Origin of the sequence: Mycobacterium cajalii (genome assembly GCF_045809005.2) — a bacterium.
Lineage (GTDB): Bacteria > Actinomycetota > Actinomycetes > Mycobacteriales > Mycobacteriaceae > Mycobacterium.
This window is the reverse complement of sequence record NZ_CM141436.1, coordinates 5,936,637-5,959,486: the sequence shown is the minus strand read 5'-3', so window position 1 is coordinate 5,959,486 and position 22,850 is coordinate 5,936,637. Positions and strand designations below refer to the sequence as shown.

Annotated in this window: 20 protein-coding genes, 1 tRNA gene and 4 pseudogenes; 15 read left to right on the top strand and 10 right to left on the bottom strand. The window is 71.3% G+C overall.

All coding sequences use genetic code 11. The annotated features are described in order from the left end of the window. Positions 1 to 6 precede the first annotated feature (6 nt). Both ACJ512_RS28605 and ACJ512_RS28600 read right to left on the bottom strand, forming a co-directional pair. Positions 7 to 765 carry an SDR family NAD(P)-dependent oxidoreductase gene (locus tag ACJ512_RS28605; protein WP_407686163.1) on the bottom strand — a complete coding sequence of 253 codons (759 nt, stop codon included), beginning with the start codon at positions 763 to 765 and terminating at the stop codon, positions 7 to 9. Between the two features lies 1 nt (position 766). Beyond that, the gene (locus ACJ512_RS28600; protein ID WP_407686164.1) at positions 767 to 1,807 is read right to left on the bottom strand and encodes a phosphotransferase family protein; all 1,041 of its coding nucleotides are present in this window, start codon (positions 1,805 to 1,807) and stop codon (positions 767 to 769) included. Positions 1,808 to 1,889: 82 nt separating this feature from the next. On the opposite strand from ACJ512_RS28600, the gene ACJ512_RS28595 reads away from it, so the two are divergent. Both ACJ512_RS28595 and ACJ512_RS28590 read left to right on the top strand, forming a co-directional pair. Continuing rightward, positions 1,890 to 2,525, top strand: a complete 636-nt coding sequence (locus tag ACJ512_RS28595) for a histidine phosphatase family protein (RefSeq protein ID WP_407686165.1) — start codon at positions 1,890 to 1,892, stop codon at positions 2,523 to 2,525. Continuing rightward, positions 2,522 to 3,568, top strand: a complete 1,047-nt coding sequence (locus ACJ512_RS28590) for a phosphotransferase family protein (protein WP_407686166.1) — start codon at positions 2,522 to 2,524, stop codon at positions 3,566 to 3,568. Before ACJ512_RS28595 ends, ACJ512_RS28590 begins: the two co-directional genes overlap by 4 nt. Here the strand turns inward: ACJ512_RS28590 and ACJ512_RS28585 are convergent. Beyond that, on the bottom strand, positions 3,565 to 3,927 hold the full coding sequence (locus ACJ512_RS28585; protein WP_407686167.1) for a LapA family protein: 363 nt from the start codon (positions 3,925 to 3,927) through the stop codon (positions 3,565 to 3,567). The genes ACJ512_RS28590 and ACJ512_RS28585 overlap by 4 nt on opposite strands. Here ACJ512_RS28585 and ACJ512_RS28580 point away from each other — a divergent pair. From ACJ512_RS28580 to ACJ512_RS28565, 4 genes and pseudogenes are all read left to right on the top strand, one after another. Then, a pseudogene (locus tag ACJ512_RS28580) lies at positions 3,926 to 4,835 on the top strand (ABC transporter substrate-binding protein); the annotation flags it as partial. The gene ACJ512_RS28585 and the pseudogene ACJ512_RS28580 overlap by 2 nt on opposite strands. 15 nt (positions 4,836 to 4,850) lie before the next feature. Further along, positions 4,851 to 5,528: pseudogene (locus ACJ512_RS28575) on the top strand (ABC transporter permease). Next, a pseudogene (locus ACJ512_RS28570) lies at positions 5,525 to 6,233 on the top strand (ABC transporter permease). Before ACJ512_RS28575 ends, ACJ512_RS28570 begins: the two co-directional pseudogenes overlap by 4 nt. 49 nt (positions 6,234 to 6,282) lie before the next feature. Further along, complete coding sequence (locus ACJ512_RS28565; RefSeq protein ID WP_407686179.1) at positions 6,283 to 6,837, top strand: putative glycolipid-binding domain-containing protein; 555 nt, start codon at positions 6,283 to 6,285, stop codon at positions 6,835 to 6,837. Here the strand turns inward: ACJ512_RS28565 and ACJ512_RS28560 are convergent. Then, a complete protein-coding gene (locus ACJ512_RS28560) occupies positions 6,800 to 7,744 on the bottom strand; it encodes a prephenate dehydrogenase (protein WP_407686180.1) in 945 nt (314 codons plus the stop codon). The two genes, ACJ512_RS28565 and ACJ512_RS28560, sit on opposite strands and share 38 nt — an antisense overlap. Positions 7,745 to 7,863: 119 nt before the next feature. On the opposite strand from ACJ512_RS28560, the gene ACJ512_RS28555 reads away from it, so the two are divergent. From ACJ512_RS28555 to ACJ512_RS28545, 3 genes are all read left to right on the top strand, one after another. Next, positions 7,864 to 8,385 (top strand): tRNA adenosine deaminase-associated protein, encoded by a 522-nt coding sequence (locus ACJ512_RS28555; protein WP_407686168.1) that lies wholly within the window; start codon positions 7,864 to 7,866, stop codon positions 8,383 to 8,385. A gap of 110 nt (positions 8,386 to 8,495) precedes the next feature. Next, a complete protein-coding gene (locus ACJ512_RS28550; protein ID WP_407686169.1) occupies positions 8,496 to 8,975 on the top strand; it encodes a nucleoside deaminase in 480 nt (159 codons plus the stop codon). Between the two features lie 29 nt (positions 8,976 to 9,004). Then, positions 9,005 to 9,094, top strand: a tRNA-Ser gene (locus ACJ512_RS28545). Between the two features lie 18 nt (positions 9,095 to 9,112). Here the strand turns inward: ACJ512_RS28545 and ACJ512_RS28540 are convergent. Both ACJ512_RS28540 and ACJ512_RS28535 read right to left on the bottom strand, forming a co-directional pair. Beyond that, entirely contained in the window at positions 9,113 to 9,472 is a 360-nt protein-coding gene (locus tag ACJ512_RS28540) for a hypothetical protein (protein ID WP_407686170.1), read from the bottom strand. A gap of 277 nt (positions 9,473 to 9,749) precedes the next feature. After that, positions 9,750 to 10,142, bottom strand: a complete 393-nt coding sequence (locus ACJ512_RS28535) for a hypothetical protein (protein WP_407686171.1) — start codon at positions 10,140 to 10,142, stop codon at positions 9,750 to 9,752. 85 nt (positions 10,143 to 10,227) lie between these two features. Here ACJ512_RS28535 and ACJ512_RS28530 point away from each other — a divergent pair, with 85 nt between their 5' ends. Next, complete coding sequence (locus tag ACJ512_RS28530; RefSeq protein WP_407686172.1) at positions 10,228 to 10,614, top strand: DUF2237 family protein; 387 nt, start codon at positions 10,228 to 10,230, stop codon at positions 10,612 to 10,614. Here the strand turns inward: ACJ512_RS28530 and ACJ512_RS28525 are convergent. Then, positions 10,604 to 11,500: a helix-turn-helix domain-containing protein gene (locus ACJ512_RS28525; RefSeq protein WP_407686173.1), complete on the bottom strand. Its 897-nt coding sequence runs from the start codon at positions 11,498 to 11,500 to the stop codon at positions 10,604 to 10,606. The genes ACJ512_RS28530 and ACJ512_RS28525 overlap by 11 nt on opposite strands. A 50-nt stretch (positions 11,501 to 11,550) precedes the next feature. Here ACJ512_RS28525 and ACJ512_RS28520 point away from each other — a divergent pair, with 50 nt between their 5' ends. Both ACJ512_RS28520 and ACJ512_RS28515 read left to right on the top strand, forming a co-directional pair. Further along, entirely contained in the window at positions 11,551 to 12,822 is a 1,272-nt protein-coding gene (locus ACJ512_RS28520; RefSeq protein WP_407686174.1) for a sulfotransferase family protein, read from the top strand. Next, positions 12,815 to 14,056 (top strand): annotated as a pseudogene (locus ACJ512_RS28515) (MBL fold metallo-hydrolase); the annotation flags it as partial. The gene ACJ512_RS28520 and the pseudogene ACJ512_RS28515, both read left to right, overlap by 8 nt. Before the next feature lie 254 nt (positions 14,057 to 14,310). On the opposite strand, the gene ACJ512_RS28510 reads toward ACJ512_RS28515, so the two are convergent. Further along, on the bottom strand, positions 14,311 to 15,621 hold the full coding sequence (locus ACJ512_RS28510) for an ISL3 family transposase (RefSeq protein WP_407689792.1): 1,311 nt from the start codon (positions 15,619 to 15,621) through the stop codon (positions 14,311 to 14,313). A 115-nt stretch (positions 15,622 to 15,736) separates the two neighbouring features. On the opposite strand from ACJ512_RS28510, the gene ACJ512_RS28505 reads away from it, so the two are divergent. From ACJ512_RS28505 to ACJ512_RS28495, 3 genes are all read left to right on the top strand, one after another. After that, positions 15,737 to 16,219, top strand: a complete 483-nt coding sequence (locus ACJ512_RS28505; protein WP_369741382.1) for a VOC family protein — start codon at positions 15,737 to 15,739, stop codon at positions 16,217 to 16,219. Between the two features lie 8 nt (positions 16,220 to 16,227). Beyond that, positions 16,228 to 17,199 carry an LLM class flavin-dependent oxidoreductase gene (locus tag ACJ512_RS28500; protein ID WP_369736478.1) on the top strand — a complete coding sequence of 324 codons (972 nt, stop codon included), beginning with the start codon at positions 16,228 to 16,230 and terminating at the stop codon, positions 17,197 to 17,199. 82 nt (positions 17,200 to 17,281) lie between these two features. Next, positions 17,282 to 17,584 carry a hypothetical protein gene (locus ACJ512_RS28495; protein WP_461479917.1) on the top strand — a complete coding sequence of 101 codons (303 nt, stop codon included), beginning with the start codon at positions 17,282 to 17,284 and terminating at the stop codon, positions 17,582 to 17,584. A gap of 16 nt (positions 17,585 to 17,600) precedes the next feature. Here ACJ512_RS28495 and ACJ512_RS28490 read toward each other — a convergent pair whose 3' ends face one another. After that, positions 17,601 to 18,914 (bottom strand): M1 family metallopeptidase, encoded by a 1,314-nt coding sequence (locus tag ACJ512_RS28490; protein ID WP_407688386.1) that lies wholly within the window; start codon positions 18,912 to 18,914, stop codon positions 17,601 to 17,603. Continuing rightward, positions 18,911 to 22,834: a Pls/PosA family non-ribosomal peptide synthetase gene (locus ACJ512_RS28485; protein WP_407688387.1), complete on the bottom strand. Its 3,924-nt coding sequence runs from the start codon at positions 22,832 to 22,834 to the stop codon at positions 18,911 to 18,913. The genes ACJ512_RS28490 and ACJ512_RS28485 overlap by 4 nt, the downstream gene beginning before the upstream one ends. Positions 22,835 to 22,850 lie beyond the last annotated feature (16 nt).

Here is a 22,850-nt window from a genome sequence, read left to right as displayed (position 1 = left end):
TATCGGTTAGGGGATTCCGCCGTCGGCCCGCACGATGGAGCCGGTGGTGAAGCTGGATGCGTCGGAGGCCAGGAACAGCGCGGCGCCGACGATCTCGGGTGGGTCGCCGGCCCGTTTGAGTGCGAGGTGGCCGAAGTTGTTGTCGCCGGACAGATCCCACGCCTTGCTGACGTCGGTGAGAAACGGGCCGGCCATCAGGGTGTTCACGCGGACGGTCGGCCCGAACGCCTGCGCCAGGCCTTCGGTCATCGCGTTGAGGCCGGCCTTGGCGGCGGCATAGGGGATGATGCCGCCGTTGGGGCGCAGCGAGCCGGTGGAGCTGACGTTGATGACCGAGCCACGCCCGGCCGCCACCATGCGCTCGCCGACCAGCGCCGACAACCGGAACGGCCCCTTGAGGTTGAGGTTGACCACCGCGTCGAACAGCTTCTCGGTGACGTCGGTCAGCTTGTCGTACAGCGGCGACATGCCGGCGTTGTTGATCAGGGTGTCGACCTTGCCGAACCGTTCGTAGGCCGTCTCGACCAGCCCGTCGAGCTGGTCCCAGCGCCCGACGTGCACCTGATACGGCATGGCGGAGCGGCCGGTTTCGGATTCGATCTCCGCTGCGGTCGCGACGCAGTTGTCCATGTTGCGGCTGGCGATCACCACGTCGGCGCCGCAGCGGGCCGCGGCGAACGCCATCTCCCGGCCCAGGCCCCGGCTGCCGCCGGTGATCAGCACCACCCGATCGGTGAGGTCGAAAAACGTTTCGGCATAACCCATCTCAGCGTCCCTTGCTCGTGCGGGCCAGTTCGGCGGCGGTGGCGATCAGCTTGGGGATCATCGCCCCGAAGGCGTCCTGCACCTTGGGATCCACCTTGCCGGTGCGCACCCCGGCGGCGTACGTCTTCTCCAGCACGATGCCGAGCTTCCAGTTGGCCAGCACCAGGTAGTAGTCGATGTTCTCGGTGGAGCGCCCGCTGAGCTTCTCGTAGTGGTCGAGCAGCTCGCTGCGGGTCGGCATCCCCGTCATGTCCAGATAAAACCCGTCGCCGCCGGGGTTTTCGCCGTCGTAGCCCAGCAGCGCCCACGCCAGGTCGAGCAGTGGGTCACCGACCGTGGTCATCTCCCAGTCCACGATCGCGGCCAGCCGGGCCGGCGCCCCGTGCGCGAACATCACGTTGGCGAACTGGTAGTCGCCGTGCATGATGCCCGCCTCATACGACGCCGGGCGGTTGCGGCGCAGCCAGTCGGCGGCCACGTCCAGGCCGGGAAGATCGCGCACCCGGTAGGCGTCGAGGAAGGCCAGCCAGCGGTCGACCTGCCGCTCGTGGAACCCGTCGGGGCGGCCGAAGCCCTCGAGGCCCTGGGCGCGCCAGTCCACCCGGCCCAGCTTGGCGGCACCCTCGACCAACTCGAACGCCAACCCGCGGCGGGCGGCCAGGTCGACGTCGAACGGCGCCTGCCAGCCGCCGTCCATCGGGCTCCACCCGTCGATCGCGCGCATCACGTAGAAGGGCATGCCCAGGACGGTTCCGGTGTCGTCGGCGGCGATCAGGGCCGCATGCGGGACGTCGGTGCCCGACAGCGCCCGCACCAGGCGGATCTCCCGCAGCAGGCCGTCGATGCGGGCGGCGTCGGCGCGGGCGCCGGGCATCCGCAGCACCATGCGCTCCCCGCCGCGGTCGATCAGGTACAGGGTGTTCTGCGAACCGCCCTTGAGCCGCTCCAGCGCTGGCCGCTCCCCGCCGCCCGGGGCGCCGTGGTCGTCGAGCCACCGGCCCAGCACGCCCGCGTCCGGTCCGGTCTCGCCGCCGACACCCATGCACACCTCACTCTCCTGTCGGAGAATAGCATTCTCCACGCGCCGGGCAAGGTTGCCGGCGCCGCATGCGAGGCTTGATGGCATGCAAGTGCTTCTGGTCCGGCATGCCCTTCCGCTGCGCAGCGAACCCGGTGAGGGCTCCGACCCCGAGCTGTCGGAAGAAGGGCTGGCGCAGGTCGGGCGCCTACCCACCGCACTGGCCAGGTTCGGCGTCGGCCGCGTGGTGAGCAGCCCCCAGCGCCGCGCCGTCCAGACCGCCGAACCGGTCGCGGCGGCCCGCGAACTGCCGATCGAGATCGACGACCGGTTCGCCGAATACGACCGCGACCTGCCCCTCTACATCCCCGTCGAACAGATCCGCGCGGAGCGGCCCGAGGAGTGGGCGCGCATGGCCTCCGGGCACCTGCCCAGCGCGGTCGACGAGGAGGCGTTTTGCGCGCGGGTACGCGCCGGGCTCGACGACGTCGTCGCGGCGGCCGACCACGAGGACACGGTGGCGGTGTTCAGCCACGGCGGGGTGATCAACGTGCTGCTGCACGAGATCCTGGGTACGGCGCGGCTGCTGTCCTTTCCCATCGACTACGCCTCGGTCACCCGCCTGTTGTTCTCGCGGTCCGGCCAGGTGACGGTCGCCACGGTCAACGCCACCGACCACGTCTGGGACCTGCTGCCCCGAAATCAACGGCGGGTGACCGGCGGTGGTAAACAATTCCGGTGACTTCAGCTGACCAACCCGAGGGCCTCGACCTGGCCGGGCTGGACCGGTATCTGCGTTCGCTCGGCATCGAACGCGACGGCGAGTTGCGGGCGGAGTTCATCTCCGGCGGCCGTTCCAACCTGACGTTCCGGGTCTACGACGACAAGGCCGACTGGCTGGTGCGGCGCCCGCCGCTGCACGGGCTCACCCCGTCGGCGCACGACATGGCCCGCGAGTACCGGGTGGTCGCCGCCCTGCGGGACACGCCCGTGCCGGTGGCGCGCGCGATCGCGCTATGCGAGGACGAGTCGGTGCTGGGCGCTCCGTTCCAGGTCGTGGAGTTCGTCGCCGGCCAGGTGGTGCGCCGGCGCGCCCAACTCGAGTCCCTCAGTCACACCGTGATCGACGGTTGCGTGGACTCGTTGATCCGGGTGCTGGTCGACCTGCACCGCGTCGACCCCGACGCCGTCGGTCTGGGCGACTTCGGCAAGCCCAGCGGATACCTGGAGCGCCAGGTGCGCCGCTGGGGAGCGCAGTGGGAGCTGGTGCGCCTGCCCGACGACCACCGCGACGCCGACGTGCAGCGGCTGCACGCCGGCTTGCGCGACTGGATCCCGGACCAGAGCCGGACCTCGATCGTGCACGGCGACTACCGCATCGACAACACGATCCTGGATGCCGAGGACCCGACCCGGGTGCTGGCCGTCGTGGACTGGGAGCTCTCGACGCTGGGGGACCCGCTGTCCGACGCGGCGCTGATGTGCGTGTACCGCGACCCCGCACTGGACCTGATCGTCAACGCGCAGGCCGCCTGGACCTCACCGCTGCTGCCGACAGCCGACGAGCTGGCCGACCGGTACTCGCTGGCTTCCGGGTGGCCGCTGGCGCATTGGGAGTTCTACATGGCGCTGGCCTACTTCAAGCTGGCCATCATCGCCGCCGGCATCGACTTCCGCAGGCGGTTATCCGACCAGGCCCACGGGAAGGCTTCCGAGCACGTGCCCGAGGTGGTGGCGCCGCTCATCTCGCGCGGGCTGGCCGAGCTCGCCAAGCTGCCCGGTTAGCGTCCCTGGCGGGCGATCGTCGCGTGCTGTTTCTTCGCCGTGCGGCGCAACTGCAGGATCCGGGCGGTGCCGACGGCGACGGTGATCAGCCCGCCGACGACCGCCGCCAGCAGGATGGCCACCCCCAGCGGCAGGTGCCAGTGCCAGCCCAAAAACGTGAACGCCGTCGATTCCGTGTTCTGGGTGATGAAGACCAGCAACAGGATCAGGATCAGGAAACCGGCGATCAGCGACGACCACAACGCGCCGGCGCGGGTGAACGCGATGGCCGGCTCCTCGCGTTTGGCGCCGGGCTTGGGTGGCGGGGCGGGCTTCTTGGCGGGCGGCTGGTCGGGGGAGGCAGGGGTGTTGCTGCTCATGGTGACATCTTTGTCCCATCCGGCACGGAATGAAACCGAACACCGGAAGCCGGGCACGCTAGGGTCGCGGCCGCATCGCGCGACCGTGTGCGCCGCGGTGTGGTTGGCGACGGCATGGGTGGCCACGTCGTGCAGCAACGCCGACCCGCTGGGCGCGCAGACGCGCAGCCCCAACTCCATCGTGGTGGGATCGGCCGACTTCCCGGAATCGGAGATCGCCGCCGAGATCGACGCGCAGGCGTTGCAGGCCAACCATTTCGACGTGGGGCGGCGGATGGGGATCGGCAACCGCGAGACCTACATCCCCGCGCTCAAGGATCATTCCATCGACCTGGTGCCCGAGTACATCGGCAACCTCTTGCTGTACTACGCGCCGCAGTCGGCGGCGACCGCGCTCGACGCCGTCGAGCTGGAGCTGCACCGGCGGCTGCCCGGCGACCTGTCGATCCTGACGCCGTCGCCGGCATCCGACACCGACACGGTGACCGTCACCGGGGGTACCGCCGCCGCCGGGGTACCGCCGCCGCGTGGCAGCTCAAGACGATCGCCGGCCTCGCGGCGCACTCGGCACAGGTGCGCTTCGGGGCGCCCTCGGTGTCCCAGGCGCGGCCGTCGGGGCTGCCCGGCCTCAAGCAGAGATACGGACTCGACATCGGCACGGGAAACTTCGTGCGCATCAACGACGGCGGTCCGGTGACCGTGCGCGCGCTGGCGGACGACCAGGTGGACACCGCCGACATCTTCAGCACGTCACCGGGCATCCCGCGGCATCACCTGGTGGTGCTGGAGGACCCCGAGCACAATTTCCTGGCCGGTAACATTTCCTGGCCGGTAACATTGCGCCGCTGGTGAATTCGCAGAAGAAGTCCGACCGCCTCAAGGACGTGCTGGCCGCGGTGGCGGCCCGGCGGCGGGGCTGAGACGTGCACTATTTGCTGACCCACCTCGGCATGGCCTGGGCGCTGACCGTGGTCCATCTGCGGCTGTCGTTGCTGCCGGTGCTGCTCGGCTCGGCGGTCGCGGTGCCGCTGGGCGCGCTCGTGCGCCGTGCGCCCGTCGCCCGGCGGCCGACGACGGCGGCGGCCGTCGTCGTGTTCACCATCGCGTCGCCGGCGCTTCGTGGCGCTGCCGATGGTCATCGGCGCCCGGATCCTCGACGAGGCCAACGTGGTCGTCGCGCTGACGGCCTACACGGCCGCGCTGCTGGCGCGCGCGGTGCTCGAGGCGCTGGTCGCGGTGCCCGCCGCGGTGCGCGACGCCGCCACCGCCGTCGGCTACCCGGGGCTGCGGCGGATGCTCGCGGTGGAGCTGCCGCTGTCACTGCCGGTGCTGGTCGCCGGGGTGCGCGTGGTGGTGGCCACCAACATCGCCATGGTCGCCGTGGGTGCGGTGATCGGTTTGGGGGCCTGGGCGCCTGGTTCACCCAGGGCTATCAGACAGACAAGAGCGCTCAGATCGTGGCCGGCATCGTCGCGCTCCAGGCGTTGGCGCTCGTCGTCGACGCGCTGATCGTGGTGGCCGGCCGGCTGGCCACGCCCTGGGAGCGCCCCGGGCGCCGCCGGTCTCCGGCGCTGTCCCCGGCGGTGGGCGGCGCGCGGTGAACTTCGCGCGGCAGGCGATCTGCTACCTGCTGACCGCGGACAACTGGACCGGCCCGGCCGGCCTGGGGGCGCGGACGCTCGAGCATCTGGAGTACACCGTCGTGGCGGTGGGCGCCTCGGCGCTGATCGCCGTCCCGCTCGGGCTGGTCATCGGGCACACCGGCCGCGGCACGGTGCTGGTGGTCGGCGCGGTCAACGGGCTGCGCTCGCTGCCGACGCTGGGTGTGTTGCTGCTCGGGGTGTTGCTGTGCGGGCTGGGCCTGGGGCCGCCGCTGTTCGCCCTGATCCTGCTGCGCGTACCCGCGCTGCCGGCCGGCACCTACGCCGGCGTCGCGGGCGTCGATCCGGCGGTGGTGGACGCCGCCCGCGCGATGGGCATGACCGAGTCCCAGGATCAGCGGCAGCGCGTCGAGGTGCCCGACGCGCTGCCGCTGATCCTGGGCGGTGCGCGCAACGCGACCCTGCAGGTGGTCGCGACCGCGACGGTGGCCGCCTACGCCAGCCTCGGCGGGCTGGGCCGGCACCTGATCGACGGGATCAAGGAGCGTGAGTTTCATCTCGCCCTGGTGGGTGCGCTGCTGGTGGCGGCGTTGGCGCTGCTGCTCGACGGCCTGGTGGCGGCGGCGGTGTGGGCGTCGGCGCCGGGCACCGGCGCACGCAGTTACCGACTCTCGCGCCGCGGACGGCGACCAGGATTTACGGTAGACGGGTGAACGCAGACGCCCCAGATTCGACCCGGCGCGTGTGGCAGGCGATGCTGACCTGGCGCGCGCAGGATGTTTCCCGCATGGAATCGGTACGAATCCAGGTGTCCGGCAAGCGGATCCGGGCCAACGGGCGCATCGTGGCCGCGGCCACCGACACCAACCCGGCCTTCGGCGCCTACTACGACGTGCAGACCGACGAGACCGGCGCCACCAGGCGCCTCGGCATGACGGTCACGCTGGCGGAGCGGGAACGCGTGCTCGCCATCGCCCGCGACGAGGAGAACATGTGGTTGGTCACCGACCACCAGGGTGACCGGCGCGCGGCCTACGACGGCGCCCTCGACGTCGACGTGGTGTTCAGCCCGTTCTTCAACGCGCTGCCGATCCGGCGGCTCGGCCTGCACGAACGCGCGGAGTCGGCCACGTTGCCGGTGGTGTACGTCAACGTCCCGGACATGTCCGTCACCGCGACCAGCGTCAGCTACATCAGCACGGGGAGGCTGGACGGCATCAAGTTGCGTTCCCCGGTCGCCGACACCATCGTGAGCGCAGACGACGAGGGTTTCATCGTGGATTATCCCGGGTTGGCAGAGCGGATCTGATCACCCCGCCCGCCCGGCCGGCGGCGGCCAGCTCCTCGCGCCAGTTCTCGGCGCCGACGACGACCGCGACGATGTCGTGGCGCGGGAAGCTCTCGTAGCGCGTGCGCGCCGCGTGGCCGGCCTCGACGAGCTCGGCCACCGAGCCGTGGCCCGCCAGCGACTCGCGCGCGCGGCCGAGCAGCTCGATGGTGTGGTCGAGGGCGGGCAGCAACCGGCCTGCGTTGCCCTCGCACATGGCCCGCACCAGGTCCGGGGCGGTGCCCGCGACCCGGGTGCCGTCCCGGAAGGAACCGGCGGCCAGGGCGAAGGCCAGCGGAACCTCTCCCGCGGTGACGGCGAGCGCCTCGGCGAGCAGGTGCGGCAGGTGCGAGATGGCGGCCGCGGCGGCGTCGTGCTCGTCGGACCGGGCCGGCACCACCAGGGCGCCGCAGTCCAGCGCCAGGGCCATGACCGTCGACCACACCCCGGGGTCGACGTGGTCGTCGACGCTGACCACCCACGGCGCCCTGGTGAACAACCCGGCGTAGCCGGCGGCCCACCCCGATTCCGCGGTGCCCGTCATCGGGTGGCCGCCGACGAAGCGCCGCAGTAGCCCGGCGGCGGCGACCTCGTCGAGCACCGCGCATTTGGCGCTGGTCACGTCGGTCAGCGGGCAGTCCGGCGCGAATTCGCCGACGCGGGCCAGCATCGCGGCCAGCGCCGGCATCGGAACGGCCAGCACGATCAACGCGCCGGTGTCCGCCGCGCGCGTCAGCGTTTCGGCGAGGTCGGTGCTGGCGGCGAAGCCGTCGGCGACGGCCGCGTGCGCACCTTCCACCGACCGGTTGTAGCCGAACACTTCGCGGCCGGCCGCCGCGGCCGCCCGCATGATCGAGCCGCCGATCAGCCCCAGGCCGAGCACGCACACCGGTGTTTTCAAAACAGGGCTCGCCACAGTCCAAGGTTGACACAGACCAGGGCGGCGGTGCCGTGGGCGACCGGGTTCGTCTGGTCAAGAGGCCAGGTCAACGACTAGCGTAGGCGCCCATGGAAGCACAACGGGCCTCGGCCCAGGGCCCGTCCGCGGACACACCGGACGGGTTCGGGGTCGCCGTCGTGCGCGAAGAGGGCCAGTGGCGGTGTTACTCCATGTCGGCCACGGCGCTGACGAGCCTGAAGGCCGCGGAGACCGAGCTGCGCGAACTGCGCAGCGCGGGAGCGGTGTTCGGGCTCCTCGACGTCGACGACGAATTCTTCGTCATCCTCCGGCCGGGCCCGTCGGGGACCCGGCTGCTGCTGTCGGACGCCACGGCCGCGCTGGACTACGACATCGCCGCGGAGGTCCTGGACAAGCTGGACGCCGACCTGGATCCCGACGACCTCGAGGACGCCGAGCCCTTCGAGGAGGGCGACCTGGCGTTGCTGGCCGACATCGGGCTGCCCGAGGCCGTGCTGGGCGTCATCCTCGACGAGTCCGACCTGTACGCCGACGAGCAACTGGGCCGCATCGCCCGGGAGATGGGCTTCGCCGACCAGCTGTCGTCGGTGATCGACCGCCTCGGTCGGTGACCGCAAGCGCGGCGGAGTCGGGCGCAGCGGGTCGCCGCCATGAGCCTCGGTCGGTGACCGCAAGCGCGGCGGAGTCGGGCGCAGCGGGTCGCCGCCATGAGCCTCGGTCGGTGACCGCAAGCGCGGCGGAGCCGGGCTGCGACGAGGACCTGATCCGCGCCGCGCTGGCGGCCGCCGCGACCGCCGGTCCCCGCGACGTGCCCATCGGCGCGGTGGTGGTGAGCGCCGACGGCACCGAGCTCGCCCGCGCGGTGAACGCGCGTGAGGCCCTCGGCGATCCGACCGCCCACGCGGAGATCCTGGCGCTGCGGGCGGCGGCCGGCGTGCTCGGCGACGGCTGGCGCCTGGAGGGCACCACCCTGGCGGTCACCGTGGAGCCGTGCACGATGTGCGCGGGCGCGCTGGTGCTGGCCCGCGTCGCGCGACTGGTGTTCGGCGCCTGGGAACCCAAGACGGGGGCGGTCGGGTCGCTGTGGGACGTCGTGCGCGACCGCCGGCTCAACCATCGCCCGGAAGTGCGCGGCGGTGTGCTCGCCGACGAGTGCGCGGCGCCGCTGGAGGAGTTCTTCGCCCGGCAGCGATTGGGGTGAGGCGGCACCGGTTCGGTAAGCTGCTCGACGGTGGCGTGTCCGAGCGGCCTAAGGAGCACGCCTCGAAAGCGTGTGACGGCTAACACCGTCCGAGGGTTCAAATCCCTCCGCCACCGCCAAGCACCGCCGGCCGGCCGTCAGTGGCAGGGCCGGTATATCTGCACGCAGGTGACGGCCGGAGCCCCGCAGTCGTAGGTGCCGTAGAGCCAGTCGACCACCCGCCCGCCGCAGCGCAGGCCGTACAGGTTGTAGTCGAAGGCCTTCTGGTCGGAGGACACCATCGGTCGCGTCTGCGCGACCAGGTTGTCGCAGGACTGCCAGACACCGTCGTGACAGGCCTGGGCCAAGCCGTCCCATTGCGGATTGGTGCCGTTCGGTGGCGGGCTGGGGTCGTCGGCGCCGGCGACGGGCGCGCTGGCCAGCGCGGCGACGGCCAGCGCGCATGCGGCGGCCGCGGCGTGCAATCGCGAACGTTGCAGAATCGGAATCGCGACCATCTTCCTGGCCTTTCTCGAAACCTCTACGCAGAAAGCTAGGCCCATTCGGCCGCCGCGGCTACAGACAAATGCTGAAAGAATGATCGGAATAACCTGGGCCGCCACTGTGGAGCCCGCAAACGACGCCCCTCCCGGGAATGGCCGCGAACTGGCCGCCCCATGAATTTGGGGGAGCGGACCGGGACCGGCCGCGAGTTATGGTAGGAAAGCCTTGGCTGCCAAGGTTTTTGGCGCAGACCCGGCCGCGTGGCGGGAGAGTCCCGCCGGGCGCTGCCGGTCAGCCGAAAGCGGGGGGCGGCTGGGTTTCCCAGCTACTCACCGCCAGCGGCAGCGAAATGGTTTCGCCACCGCCGGTCACCTCGACGACCCAGCGCCCGTCGAAAGGCAGCGCGATCGCGATATCGAAAAAGGCGAATCCCGGGAATTCGCCGACCGCGGCTTCGGGGGCCTCGAACGACATGCGCAGCGGTTCGTCGAGTGTCGGCGGGACGATCTTGACCTCGACCCGGCGATCGCCATCCTCGCCATCGGCCCGCGTCAGCACGACGAGCACGAAACGGGCCGTGCGGTCCGGGCCGAGCGCGAACCGCGCCAGCACGCCGCCCGACACATCCAGTTTGTTGTTGACCGTCCTGGCGCCCTCGGCCAGGAAAGCTCCGGTGAGTATCACAGGTCAAAACCTATCGTCCGGTGGGTACGGCGCGGCGCCGAAATTTACGTTCGAAGTTCGTCCCCGGGAGCGCAATACTGAGTGGGTGCCTGATCGTAACGTGCTGGGCGGCCCGCTCGAACCCTGCGGCACCGACCCGCTCACCGGTTTCTACCGCGACGGGTGCTGCGCGACCGGGCCCGAGGATCGGGGCCGGCACACGATCTGCGCGGTGATGACCACCGAATTTCTGGAGCACCAGCGTTCCATCGGTAACGACCTGCTGACACCGATCCCCGAATACCGCTTTCCGGGCTTGCTGCCCGGCGACCGCTGGTGCGTCACCGCCCTGAACTGGCTGCGGGCCCACGACGACGGCCGCGCCGCCCCCGTGGTGCTGGCCTCCACCCACGAGCGCACGCTCGAGGTGGTGCCACTCGAGACGCTGATCGAGCACATGGTCGACGTCCCCGACGACCTGGCTAACCTGTAGCCCCGCCCGCCAGCGCCCCGATTCGTGCCGCGGCAGCGCGGACCTGGCCGCCCAACCGCTCGACCCCGGCCGCGGAGAGGCCGGCGAACGGCGCCGCGCTGACCGACATCGTGACCAGCCCGTCCTCGTCGGCGATCGGCGCGGACACGGTGGCGATGCTGTGCGTGCGGGCGTCGGCGAGTTCGGCGGGCAACACGTCGATCACCGTGAGGTCGGCGAACGCCCGCGCCAGTCGCCGGGTGATCGCGTCGGGCTCGCCGTCCCCGCCGAGCGCGCTGAGCGCGGCGTACACCCGCAGGTATTCGCGGCTGAGCCGCTCCACGGCGTAGCCGCGCCGGCGAATCTCGGTGAAAACAGCGATGATTCGCCGCGACAGGGCCGCCGACGGTGTGCCCAGGCCCTCCAGCCAGGCCCGCCGCGCCCCGGCGGCGCTCCACGCGAGGTAGTCGCGCCCGAAGGGCGCGACGAGGGGGATGCGCGTTCCGCGCTCCACGCGCATCCCGGACGCGGATTCGCCGGCGCTGTCCACGACGACGACGGTGTTGCCGGCGCGCCGCGCCAGAAACGCTTGAGCGCCGGTGGATTCGGCGAGCTCACGCAGGATGCCGTGGTAGACGCGGTCGCCGTCCCGGGTGAGCGCGGCCACCCCGGGCCCGCAGCAGTAGGCGGCGGTCGCCGGGTCGCGCACCACCCAGTGGTGGGCGGTCAGGGTTGCCAGGATGGCGTGGCCGGTGGCGCGGCTGATGCCCAGTTCCCGGGTGATCTCGGCGAGCGAGAACGCGCGCGCGGGCTGCGCGCCGAGCAGTCGCATGATCGCCACCACCCGCTCGGTCGGCGGGGAGGCCGGTTGACGGCGACTCGCGGGCACCGTTACCGTCTCGGTCATATTTCGAATGGTACGTCGACTATTCGACGCCACGTCGAGGAGGCGGTCGCATGGGCTCTGTCGGCCCCGACGTCGCCGACATCGACTTCGACGACCTGACGGCGCCCCGGCTGACCGACGTGCAGCGCCAGATCCTCGAGTACACCGAGGCCAGGCCCGTCGACCTCGACGTCGGGCGGATGCGTGCCGAGGCCTGCGAGCAGGCCGGCGGCCCCGAGGACCTGAACGAGGCCGACGGCTTCGCCGACCGGCTGGCCGCGCACGTCGCCGCGATCGAGGCCGACGCCGGCCTGCGCCAGCTCGCCCGCGGCTCGCTTCGGCAACGGGTGGTTCGCCTGCTGCGCAACCGGTTGTCGTTGACCGAGCTGATCCAGCGCTACCCCGAGATCGAGACGATCCGCATCGAGAAGCCGTTCGTCGTTGTCGGAATGCCGCGGTCCGGCACCACCCATCTGGTCAACCTCATCGCCGCCGACCCGCGCCGGCGCGCGCTGCCGTACTGGGAGAGCCAGGAACCCATCCCCGCGCGCGGCCAGGGCCCCGGCATCTTCGGGGTGGACCCCCGCTATGCCCGGGCCAGGGCCGAACACGAGGCGCTGATGGCCAGCGCCCCGGCCGTCGCGGCGATGCACGACCGGTTCCCTGAGGCGATCGAGGAGGAGGTCGAGTTGCTGGACCTCGACCTGGCCGCCTATGTGCTGGAATGGCATGCGCGCGTACCCGATTGGCGGGACTACTACCTGCGGCTGGACCAGACTCGGCACTACGCGTTCCTGAAGAAGGTGCTGCAGGCGCTGACCTTCCTGCGCGGACCGCGCACCTGGGTGCTGAAGAGCCCGCAGCACGCCGAGCAACTCGGCCCGCTGATGGCGACCTTCCCCGACGCCACGGTGGCGTTCACGCACCGCGACCCCGCGGCCGTCATCCAGTCGGCGATCACGATGATGGCCTACTCTGACCGGCTGCGCCGCACGAGCATCGACCCGGGCTGGCTGCTGGACTATTGGAGCGACCGGGTGCACCGGCTGCTCAGCGCGTGCGTGCGCGACCGCGACCTGGTGCCGGCCGAGCGCAGCATCGACATCGGCTTCCACCAGCTGGGCGGCAACGAACTGCCGCTGCTCGAGGAGCTCTACCGGCGCGGCGGGGTCGAGCTGACACCGCAGGTGCGCGGGCACTTCCAGCGGTACCTCGACGGCAACCCGCGCGGCAAACACGGCCGCATTCGATACGACCTGCGGCGCCACTTTGCCGTCTCGGCCGACGAACTGCGCGGGCGGTTCGGCTTCTACTTCGACCGGTTCGACGTGCGCGATGAGTAGGTTCGAACCGGTCTACCGGAGCCGGCCCGGCGCGGAGGCCATGCGCCCGGCTGCCGCCGAGCGGGCCGAACAGATCGCCCCGGGGCTGTGGTGCTCACCCGGCCTGTCCAACTCCTACCTGCTGACCACCGGCGACGGCCGGGTGATCGTCAACACCGGCATGGGCTTCGAGGGTCCGGTGCACCGCGCCAACTTCGACGCCGTCGACCCCTCCCCGGTGCGCTACGTCATCATCACCCAGGGCCACGTGGACCACGTCGGCGGCCTGGACAGCGTGCGCGATCCGGACACGACCGTTGTCGCGCAGGCGAACTGGACCACCTGGCGCGACGACAACGAACGGCTCATGCCCTACCGCGCCAACCGCAGCGCGTTCGCCTTCAAAGACACGCTGGCGTCGGGCATCCGCGCGATTCAGCGGCGCCTCGGCACCACGCGGCTGCCCGGCCAGAGCGTCCCCGTAGTCGACCTCGACTTCGAGGACACCCTCACCCTGGAGGTGGGAGGCCGGCGCCTGGAGCTGCTCTCCGTGCCCGGCGGCGAAACCACCGACTCGCTGGTGGTGTGGCTACCGGAGGAACGTATCTGCTTGTGCGGCAATGCCTTCGGCGCGCTGTTCGGCCACATCCCCAACCTGGTGACGATGCGCGGCGACCGCTACCGCGACGCCCTGACCGTCATCGCCTCGGTCGAGCGGGTGCGCGAGCTGCAACCGGACCTGCTGGTGACCGGTCACTTCGCGCCGATCGCGGGCGCCGAGCGCATCCAGGACGAGCTGACCCGGCTGGCGGGCGCCGTCCGGTACGTCCACGACCGGACCGTCGCCGGCATGAACGCGGGCAAGGACGTCGCGACCCTGATGCGCGAGATCACCCTGCCCGCGGAATACGAAGTGGGACAGGGCTACGGGAAGGTGTCCTGGGACGTGCGGGCGGTGTGGGAGAACTACTCGGGCTGGTTTCACCACCGGTCGACCACCGAGCTGTACCCGGTCGGGTTCGACGCCGTCGCCGCCGACGTGGTCGAGCTGGCCGGCGCCGAGGCGCTGGTGCAGCGCGCGCGGGCCCACCTGGACGCCGACCGCCCGCTGCACGCCATTCACCTGGCCGAGCTGGTGCCCGCGGGCCACGCCGGCGCCCGCGACGTGCTTGCGCAGGCCCACGAGAGGCTGTTGGCCGGCAGCACGAACTTCTGGGAAACAGCTTGGCTGAAAGAGCAATTGGCGAGGAAATCCGGCTCTCCTGACGTATCCGTGGGTCGATCAAGCCCGGTTTCAGCGGCCGGTGCAGTGATGGTTGGACGTTTCTGTGGTCCCTTCCGCGATAGTTGCTCCTTGGCGCTGCCCCGCGTGGGAGGTGTCCATGTGGAGCCCCCGAGCGCAGCGAGGCGGAACGACATGGACGCCGACGAGCGGGTGGTGCAGAATCGGCAACGCTTGGGGAAGGGACATCCCTGGGACATCCCCGAGAGGTGGCCCTGATGGGGGTGTCAGCCGCGGCCGGGTAGGGCGGGTCGGTGGCCCCCGAGGGCGAGCATGGCCAGGGCGATCAGTGCGGCGGGGTTGTGGAATCCGAACGCGATGCGGGTCAGGACCCGGATCTTGGTGTTGGTGGATTCGATTAGCCCCTGGGACAGGCCGTGGTCGAGGGCGGCGTCGATGCTGTCGCGGTGTTTGACGATGCGGCGAGCCAGATCGACAAACACCGGAATGCGGCAGCGGCGTGCCCAGGAGATCCACTTGTCGAGGGCGTCCTTGCCTTCTTGCCCCTTGACCGAGAACACATGCCGCAGGCCCTCTTTGAGGAGGTAGGCACGGTACAGCCGGGTGTCGGTTTTAGCGATCCAGGCCAGCTTCTGGCTTTGCCGTTCGGTGAGGTCCTCGGGATTTTTCCACAGCGCGTAGCGGGCCCCTTTGAGCTTGCGGGCCCGCTCGTGTCCCGGTCGCGGCGGCGTGTCTTCGCTGGGCCGGCCGCGGCCCCATTTGGGCTCGCTACGAGCCAGCGAGCGCGCGTCGTTCCAGGCCCGCCGGCGCTCGGTGTCGAGTGCCTCGGTGGCCCAGGAGACCACATGGAACGCATCGGCGCAAAGGATCGCGCCCGGGCAGCGCTCGGCCACCACGTCGGCGATCCAGTCCGCGGCGTCAGCGGACACGTGGGTGATCAACCCGCAGCGCTCGGCGCCCACAGCGTCGAAAAACTTTCGCAGGGTAGCCTTGTCGCGTCCCGGTGCGGCCCAGATCAGATGCCCGCTGTCGTGGTTAACGACCACGGTCAAATACTTGTGATGGCGTTTGTAGGAAATCTCGTCGATGCCGATCCGGCGCAGGTTGGCAAACCGATCAGCGGTCTTTTCGGTGTCGGCCCAGACCCGCGCCACGATCGCGCCGACAGTGCGCCACGCGATCCGCATAAACTCGCACACCGCGGTTTTCGAACACGCCACCACCAGCCAGGCCACCGTGTCATCGAAGGCCAAGGTGTGTCCGGCGCGATGACGCGCCCACGGCACCGCAACCACGGTCGGCCCGTGTGTGGGGCAGTTCACCCGCGGCGCGTCGGCCTCCAACAGCACCTGCACCGTCCCCAAATCCAGGCCCCGCCATCGGCGTGGACCCTCACCGCGGTCATACCAGGGCGCCTTGCTTCCACAGCGCCCACAACGCTGTGAAACACCGCTGCGGGGACGCACCCGCGCCACCACCACCTCGGCGTCCTCGCCCTCGTCGGAGAACTCGATGTCCTCGATCACCGTGCGCTTATCGACACCCAGCAGCGCACGCCATAACCTCACATTCCGCACGTCGTTGCCCGCTCCCTTGGTTCCTGACCTTCGACAAGCCAGAAACCTTAGGCGACAACGACGTGCGCCCCTCCCTCGCGGCTACCCACCCACGGAAGTGTCAGGGGAGCCGGAAATCATGACGTTTGCGCTGCGGCCGGACGACTTCTACCACACCGGCATCGTCGTGTCCGACCTCGACGACGCGATGGCGCGCCTGAGCGCGCTGGCCGGCTACACCTGGATCGCGCCGATGAGCTACACGCTGCCGTTCCGCACCGCCGCAGGCACCCGCGAACTCACCTCGACGTTCGTCTACTCGCTGCAGAGCCCGCACGTGGAGTTGATCCAAGAGGTACCCGACAGCCCGTGGACGGCACCGCGCGGCAACGCGATTCACCACCTCGGCTACTTCACCGACGACCTGACGGCGACGGCGCGCGCGCTGGAGGACAACGGCTTCGTGTTCGAAGCGACCGCCGACGTCTCGCCACCGGGGCTCGCCCTGTTCGCCTACTACGTCGACTCGTCGGGCACCCGCATCGAGATCGTCGACCGGTCGCTGTTCCCCGACTTCGCCGCGTTCCTGCGGTCCGCGGCAGCGCCGGAGCAGGGCTGAGGCCGGACATGCTGCTCACGGTGTTACGCTTCAACTTCGGCTCGCCGCAGGGAACCCCACGGACGCAAGGCGAACTGGTCCGCATCGCGCTGGAGATGGCGCAGTGGGCCGAGTCGCACGGCATCACCTCGGTGAGTGTCGACGAACACCACGCGACCGGGCACGGGTGGAGCTGCAACCCGATCATGGCCGCGGCGATGTTCCTGGCGCGCACGACGACGCTGATCGCCAGCGTGGACTGCGCGCTCGGACCGCTGTGGCACCCGGTCCGGCTCGCCGAGGACATCGCCCTGGTGGACAACATGAGCCGGGGGCGGCTGCACACCACCGTCGGCCTGGGTTACCGCACGATCGAATACGACGCGCTGGGAGTCGATTTCGGCCGGCGCGGCGAGCTGATGGACACCCTGATCGCCCGGCTGCTGGCGGTGTGGGCCGGCACCGACCCCGGTGGGCCCATCTGCACCGGGACGTGGAGCCGCCCGCACCCACCGCTGTACGTCGGCGGTGGCGTGCGCGCCACGGCGAGGCGCGCGGCGCGCTTCGGCCTGCCGCTGAGCCTGGCCGACCACCTGCCCGACGTCGCCGCGCACTACCGGCGGCTGTGTTCGGACTCCGGCGTCAAGCCCCTGGTGATCATGCCCGGCCGGGTCAATCGCGGAATGATCTTCCTGCACGAGGATCCGGAGCGGGCCTGGGCGCAGCTCGGCGAGCACATCCTCTGGGAGGCGGTCACTTACGGCGGCTGGTCCACCGAGGAGCGTTCCCTGATGCACCTGCCGGGGGTGCGGACCCTCGAGGAGGTCAGGGCGTCCGGGCGATACCGGTTCCTGACGCCCCAGGAACTCATCGCCGAGATCAGGGATTCCGACGACTACGGACCGCTGGTGATGCACCCGCTCGTCGGCGGCATGCCGGCCGACGAGGCGTGGAGATCGGTCCAACTGCTGGCCGACAAAGTTTTGCCCGCGTTCACCTGACAGGTATCCAAGCCGTGATTGGGCAACCACGGCACCGGGTACGGCTTTGATACGGCAGGTTTCAACAGAATTGGGGGAATTGATGAGCTTCGAGATACGTAGGGCAGTCGGACTGTTGGGCGGCGCCGCGGCGTTGACCACGGCGGTTGGCGTCGGTGTGCCGGCGCCCGACGCGACCGCGGCACCGCCCGCTCCGGCCGCACCGCAGGCGCCCGCCCCGAACCCGGCGCCGCCACCGCCGCCACCGCCGCCCGCCAACGGGCCGGGGCGGCCGGTTCCGCCGCCGCTGATCTACGACGGCACCGGGACCGTCGACCAGGGCGGCGGGGGCGCCGGCGGCGGTGGTGCCGGTGGCGCCGGAGGCGGCGGAGGCGGCGGCGGCTGAGCCGCTGCGCCGCCGGTCACGGCACCGCCGTGGAATACAGCCACGCTTGCCACAGCGGCCGCAACTCGTCGGAGTAACTCGCGGCCAGGCCGGTGAAGTCGTCGGTGACGACGGTGCCGTGGCGGTGGCGTGCCGTCCAATCTCGCAGCAGCGCAAAGAAACTCGCATCACCGAGCCGGGATCGCAACGCGTGCAGAGTCAGCGCCCCACGCTTGTACACGCGGTCGTCGAACATGTGCCGCGCGCCGGGGTCGGCCAGTAGCAGGTCCTGTGGCTGCGCGCGCAGCCGCTCGTGGTGCAGCCGGGCCAGTTCGTCGGCGCCGGGGCCGCCGCTGCGCTCCGACCACAACCATTCGGCGTAGCAGGCGAATCCCTCGTGCAGCCAGATGTCGCGCCAGCGCCGCGCGGTCACCGAGTTGCCGAACCACTGGTGTGCCAGCTCGTGGGCGACGAGGCGTTCGGCGCCCCGCGTGCCGTCGCAGTGGTTGGCGCCGAATATCGAAATCCCCTGGGCTTCAAGGGGGATGTCCAGGTCGTCATCGGTGACCACCACCGTGTACCCACTGCTCAGCGGGTAGGGGCCGAACAGTTCGACGAACAGCGACATCATCTCGGGCTGACGGGCGAAGTCATGCTCGAATGCGTCCCGCAGCCGCGCGGGCAGCGCCGCCTGGATCGGCACCGGTGCCCGGGCCAGCCGCACCAGCTCGTAGGCGCCGATCTGCAGCGTGACCAGGTAGGTGGAGGTCGGCTCGGGTTGCTCGTAGGTCCACACGGTCTGCGAGGCCCGGGTGCGGCGCGCCACGAGTTTCCCGTTGGCGACGACGCGGTAGCGGCTTTCCGTGCTGACCTGGATGCGGAAGGCGGCCTTGTCGCCGGGGTGGTCGTTGCAGGGGAACCACGACGGGGCGCCGTTGGGTTGACCGGCGACCAGCACCCCGTCGGTCAGCTCCTCGAAACCGATGTCGCCCCAGAGGGATCGGATGGGTTTCGGGGCACCGCCGTAGCGCACCACGACGGTCATCGCCGCACCGGACGCGAGCTTCGATGTCAGCCGGACGCGCAACTTGCCGCCGCGGCAGGAGAACTGCTGCACCCGTTTGCCGTTGACCGCCACCTTGGCGACCGACAGCGCGCCGGACAGGTCCAGGCTGAACTGCTGCAGCTCGACGAGCGTCACCGCGGTGATCGTCGCCGTGCCGGACAGCCGGTTGATCGCCACCCGGTACTCGAGGTCGAGTTCGTAGCGCGACACCCGGTAGCCGGGATTGCCGTTTTTCGGCAGGTAGTCGTCGATGACCGGCGCGGACTTCTCAGCCGGAACCTTCACGCCGCGGCGCCCCGCTTCGCCGAGTTCTTGGCCCGGCCCTTCTTGCGGCCCGCGCCCCACGGCTTGATCGGATTGCCTTGCCAGCGAGTCGATCCCGGCACCTTGTCGCCGCGCACCACCAGCGATGCGGGGCCCACGGTCGCCCCGGCCCCGATTCGGGCGGCCGGCAGCGCCACGCAGTGCGGCCCGAGGGTGGCGCCGGGTTCGAGCACGACGCTGTCCATGCGCATGATCCGGTCGTGGAACAGGTGGGTCTGTACCACACAACCCCGGTTGACCGTGCTGCCGTAGCCCAGCGTGACGAGATCCGCCTCGGGCAGCCAATAGGTTTCGCACCACGTGCCCCGCCCGACGCGGGCGCCCAGCGCCCGCAGCCACAGGGTCAGCAGCGGCGTGCCGGCGGCCGCGCGGGCGAACCACGGCGCCGCGACGGTCTCGACGAAGGTGTCGCACACCTCGTTGCGCCAGACGAACGACGACCACAGCGGGTATTCGCTGGCCCGGATCCGCCCCACGGTCAGCCATTTGGCGGCGACCGTGACGGCCCCCGCGACGGCGCCCGCCGCCAGCAGCACCAGCCCGCCGCACAACGCGGCCGCCCAGATGCCGAAGATCCGCGCCAGTGCCTGCAGCGCTCCGAGCACCGCCAGCCCGATCCCGACCGTCACCACCACGGGCAGCAGCCGGCAGGTCTCCACCACCGCGCGCCGGACCTTGAGCCGGGCCGGCGGGTCGTAGGTGGTGGCCGGGTCGGCCTCGGTGGGGCGCCGCCGCAGCCGCATCGGGGGGCTGCCCAGCCACGATGAGCCGCGTTTGGCCTTGGGTGGTGCGGCCGAGAGCACCGCGACCAGCCCGTCGTCGGGCACCCGGCGCCCCGGCTGGGTGATGCCGGAGTTGCCGAGGAACGCGCGCCGGCCCACGGTGGTCGTGGCCGCGTGGATCCAGCCGCCGCCGAGTTCGTAGGAGGCGACCATGGTGTCGTCGGCCAGGAACGCCCCGTCCTCGATCACGGTGAACTTCGGGATCGGCAACACCGTGGAGATCTCGGTGCCGCGGCCGACCTGCGCGCCCAGCAACCGCAGCCACGCCGGTGTCAGCAGGCCGGCATACAGCGGAAAGAGATAGTTGCGCGCGGCGTCCATGAGCCGCTCAGTCGCCCACAGCTGCCAGCCGGCCCGGCTGCGCACCGGGTGGTAGCCCTCGGTCAGCCCGATCGAGAGCGCCCGCACCGCCACCACGGTCAGCAGCGCGTACACCGTCACCGCGGCCAGCGCGGCGACCGGCGTCCACAGCAGCGCCGGCGGCACCGCCTCCGAGAGCCGGCGGGTGTGGCGCACCGCCGCGGCGATCACCGCGACGCCGCTCGCGCCGGCGATCATCGGCAGGGCGGCGAGCAGCAGCGACGTCAGCCCGTACATCGCGACCCACCGGGTTCGGCGGGGCGGCCGCTCGTCGGGCCACGGATGTTTGACCCGGCCCGACTTCACCGCGGGTGAGCCCTTCCAGTACTGCCCGTTCTTGATCTTGTCGACGACGCCCGAGCCGGGGGCCACGTCGGCGTTCTTACCGACGACCGCGCCGGGCAGCAGCGTGGTCCGGGCGCCGACAGTCGCGTCGTCGCCGACGGTGATGGCGCCGACGTGGAACTCGTCGCCGTCGACCCAGTGCCCGCACAGGTCCACCTCGGGTTCCACCGCGCTGCGGTGGCCCAGGTTCAGCAACCCGGTGACGGGGGGCAGCGAGTGCAGGTCCACCCCTTTGCCGACGTTGGCGCCCAGCGCGCGGGCGTAGTACACCAGCCACGGCGCTCCCGCCACGTTGTGGGCGCCGCAGGCCTCGGCCACCCGTTCGGCCAGCCACACCCGCAGGTGCACCGACCCGCCGCGGCGGTAGGTGCCGGGCCGCACCCCCGACAGCAGCAGCCGCGCGCACAGCACCGCGGTGCCCATCCGGCCCACCGGCGAGACGAACAACACGAACGCCACCGCGACGAGCCACCAGTTGACCGCGACGGTCCACGGCACCACGTGCAGCGCGCGGGCGACGCCGTTGCCCAGCGCGAGCCACGTCACCCACGGCAGCGCCGCCAGCGTCGCCAACGGCACCGACAGCACGGTCTGTGCGGCCTGGGTCAGCCGCGGGGTCGGGCGGACCGAGCGCTCGGTGACCGGGGGTGGCGGCTCGAGCTCGTCGAGGAACGAGGCGAGGGAGCCCAGCCGGGGATGGTCGTACAGGTCGGCGACGGTGACCTGCGGATACCGTCGCCGCAACGCGGCGACGAGTTGCGCGGCGGCCAGCGAGCCGCCGCCGAGGGCGAAGAAGTCGGCCTCCGGGCCGTCCACCGCCGACCCCAGCAGGTCGCGCCACAGTCCGGCCAGCCAGCCCGTCGTGCCGCCCAGATCGGCGCTCGCGTCCGGGTCCCCGCCGGGCGGCGGCCAGGGCAGCGCGTCGCGGTCGACCTTGCCCGACGTCCGGGTGGGCAGCTCCTCGATCCGCACGAGCCGGGGCACCAGCGCGGCGGGCAGCCGTTCGGCCAGCCGCAGGCGCGCCTCGTGCAGGTCGAACGCCGGATCGGCGCTGACGAGGTAGCCGACCAGCACCGGCGTCCCCGTCGCGGTGTGGCGGACCGCCGCCGCCGCGCCGCTGACCCCCGGCAGGCCGACCAGCGCGGCGTCGACCTCGCCCAGCTCGATGCGGCGGCCCCCGACCTTGACCTGGTCGTCGCCGCGCCCGCAGAAATACAGCCCGTCGGGTTCCAGCCGCACCAGGTCACCGCTGCGGTAGGCGCGCCCCCAGCCCAGCGTCGGCAGCGGGGCGTACTTCTCGGCGTCCTTGTCCTCGTCGAGGTAGCGGGCCAGGCCTACCCCGCCGATCACCAGCTCGCCGATCTCGCCGTAGCCGACCGGGCAGCCGTCGGCGTCGACGACGGCCAGGTCCCATCCGGGCAACGGCAGCCCGATGCTGACCGGGCCGCCACCGCCCAGCCTGGCCGCGCAGGCGACCACCGTCGCCTCGGTGGGGCCGTAGGTGTTCCACACCTCCCGGCCCTCCACGGCGAGGCGCTCGGCCAGCTCCGCGGGGCAGGCCTCGCCGCCGAAGATGAGCAGCCGCACCGCCTCCAGCGCCTCGGCGGGCCACAGCGCGGCCAGCGCGGGCACCGTGGAGACCACGGTCACGTCGCGGGTGACCAGCCACGGACCCAGGTCCATCCCGCTGCGCACCAGCGAGCGCGGCGCGGGCACCAGGCAGGCGCCGTGCCGCCAGGCCAGCCACATCTCCTCGCACGAGGCGTCGAAGGCCACCGACAGCCCGCCCAGCACCCGGTCGCCGGGACCGATCGGGCCGTCCTGCACGAACAGCTGCGCCTCGGCGTCGACGAACGCGGCGGCGCTGCGGTGCGTGACGGCCACGCCCTTCGGGGTGCCGGTCGATCCGGAGGTGAAGATGATCCACGCGTCGTCGCGGGTCATGGGCGCCGTCGCGCGCCAGCCGCGCGACGAGCCGGGGCCCCGCAGCAGGCCCGCCTCGGTGATCACCGCGACCACGTCGGCCGCACCGAACACCAGCTCCGCCCGCTCGTCGGGGTCGTCGGCGTCGACCGGCACGTAGGCCGCGCCGGTGGCCAGCGTCGCCAGGATCGCCACGTACAGCGCGTAGCTGCCCGAGGGCATCCGGATGCCGATCCGGTCGCCCCGGCCGATGCCCCTGGCCGCCAGCCACTCGACACTGGCCTCCATGTCGCCGATCAGCTCGCCGTAGGTGAGCTGCACGGTGCCGTCGTCGATAGCGGGGGCGTCCGGGAAACGCGCGGCCGTCGCGTAGACGATGTCGATGAGGGTGCGCGCGCTGGGCGCGGCGGACGACAGCAGGTACTGAGCCGGAACGTCCGCCGGGGCTCGTGCCGGTGCTGGTCCTGTCACCACCCTACGAAAATAC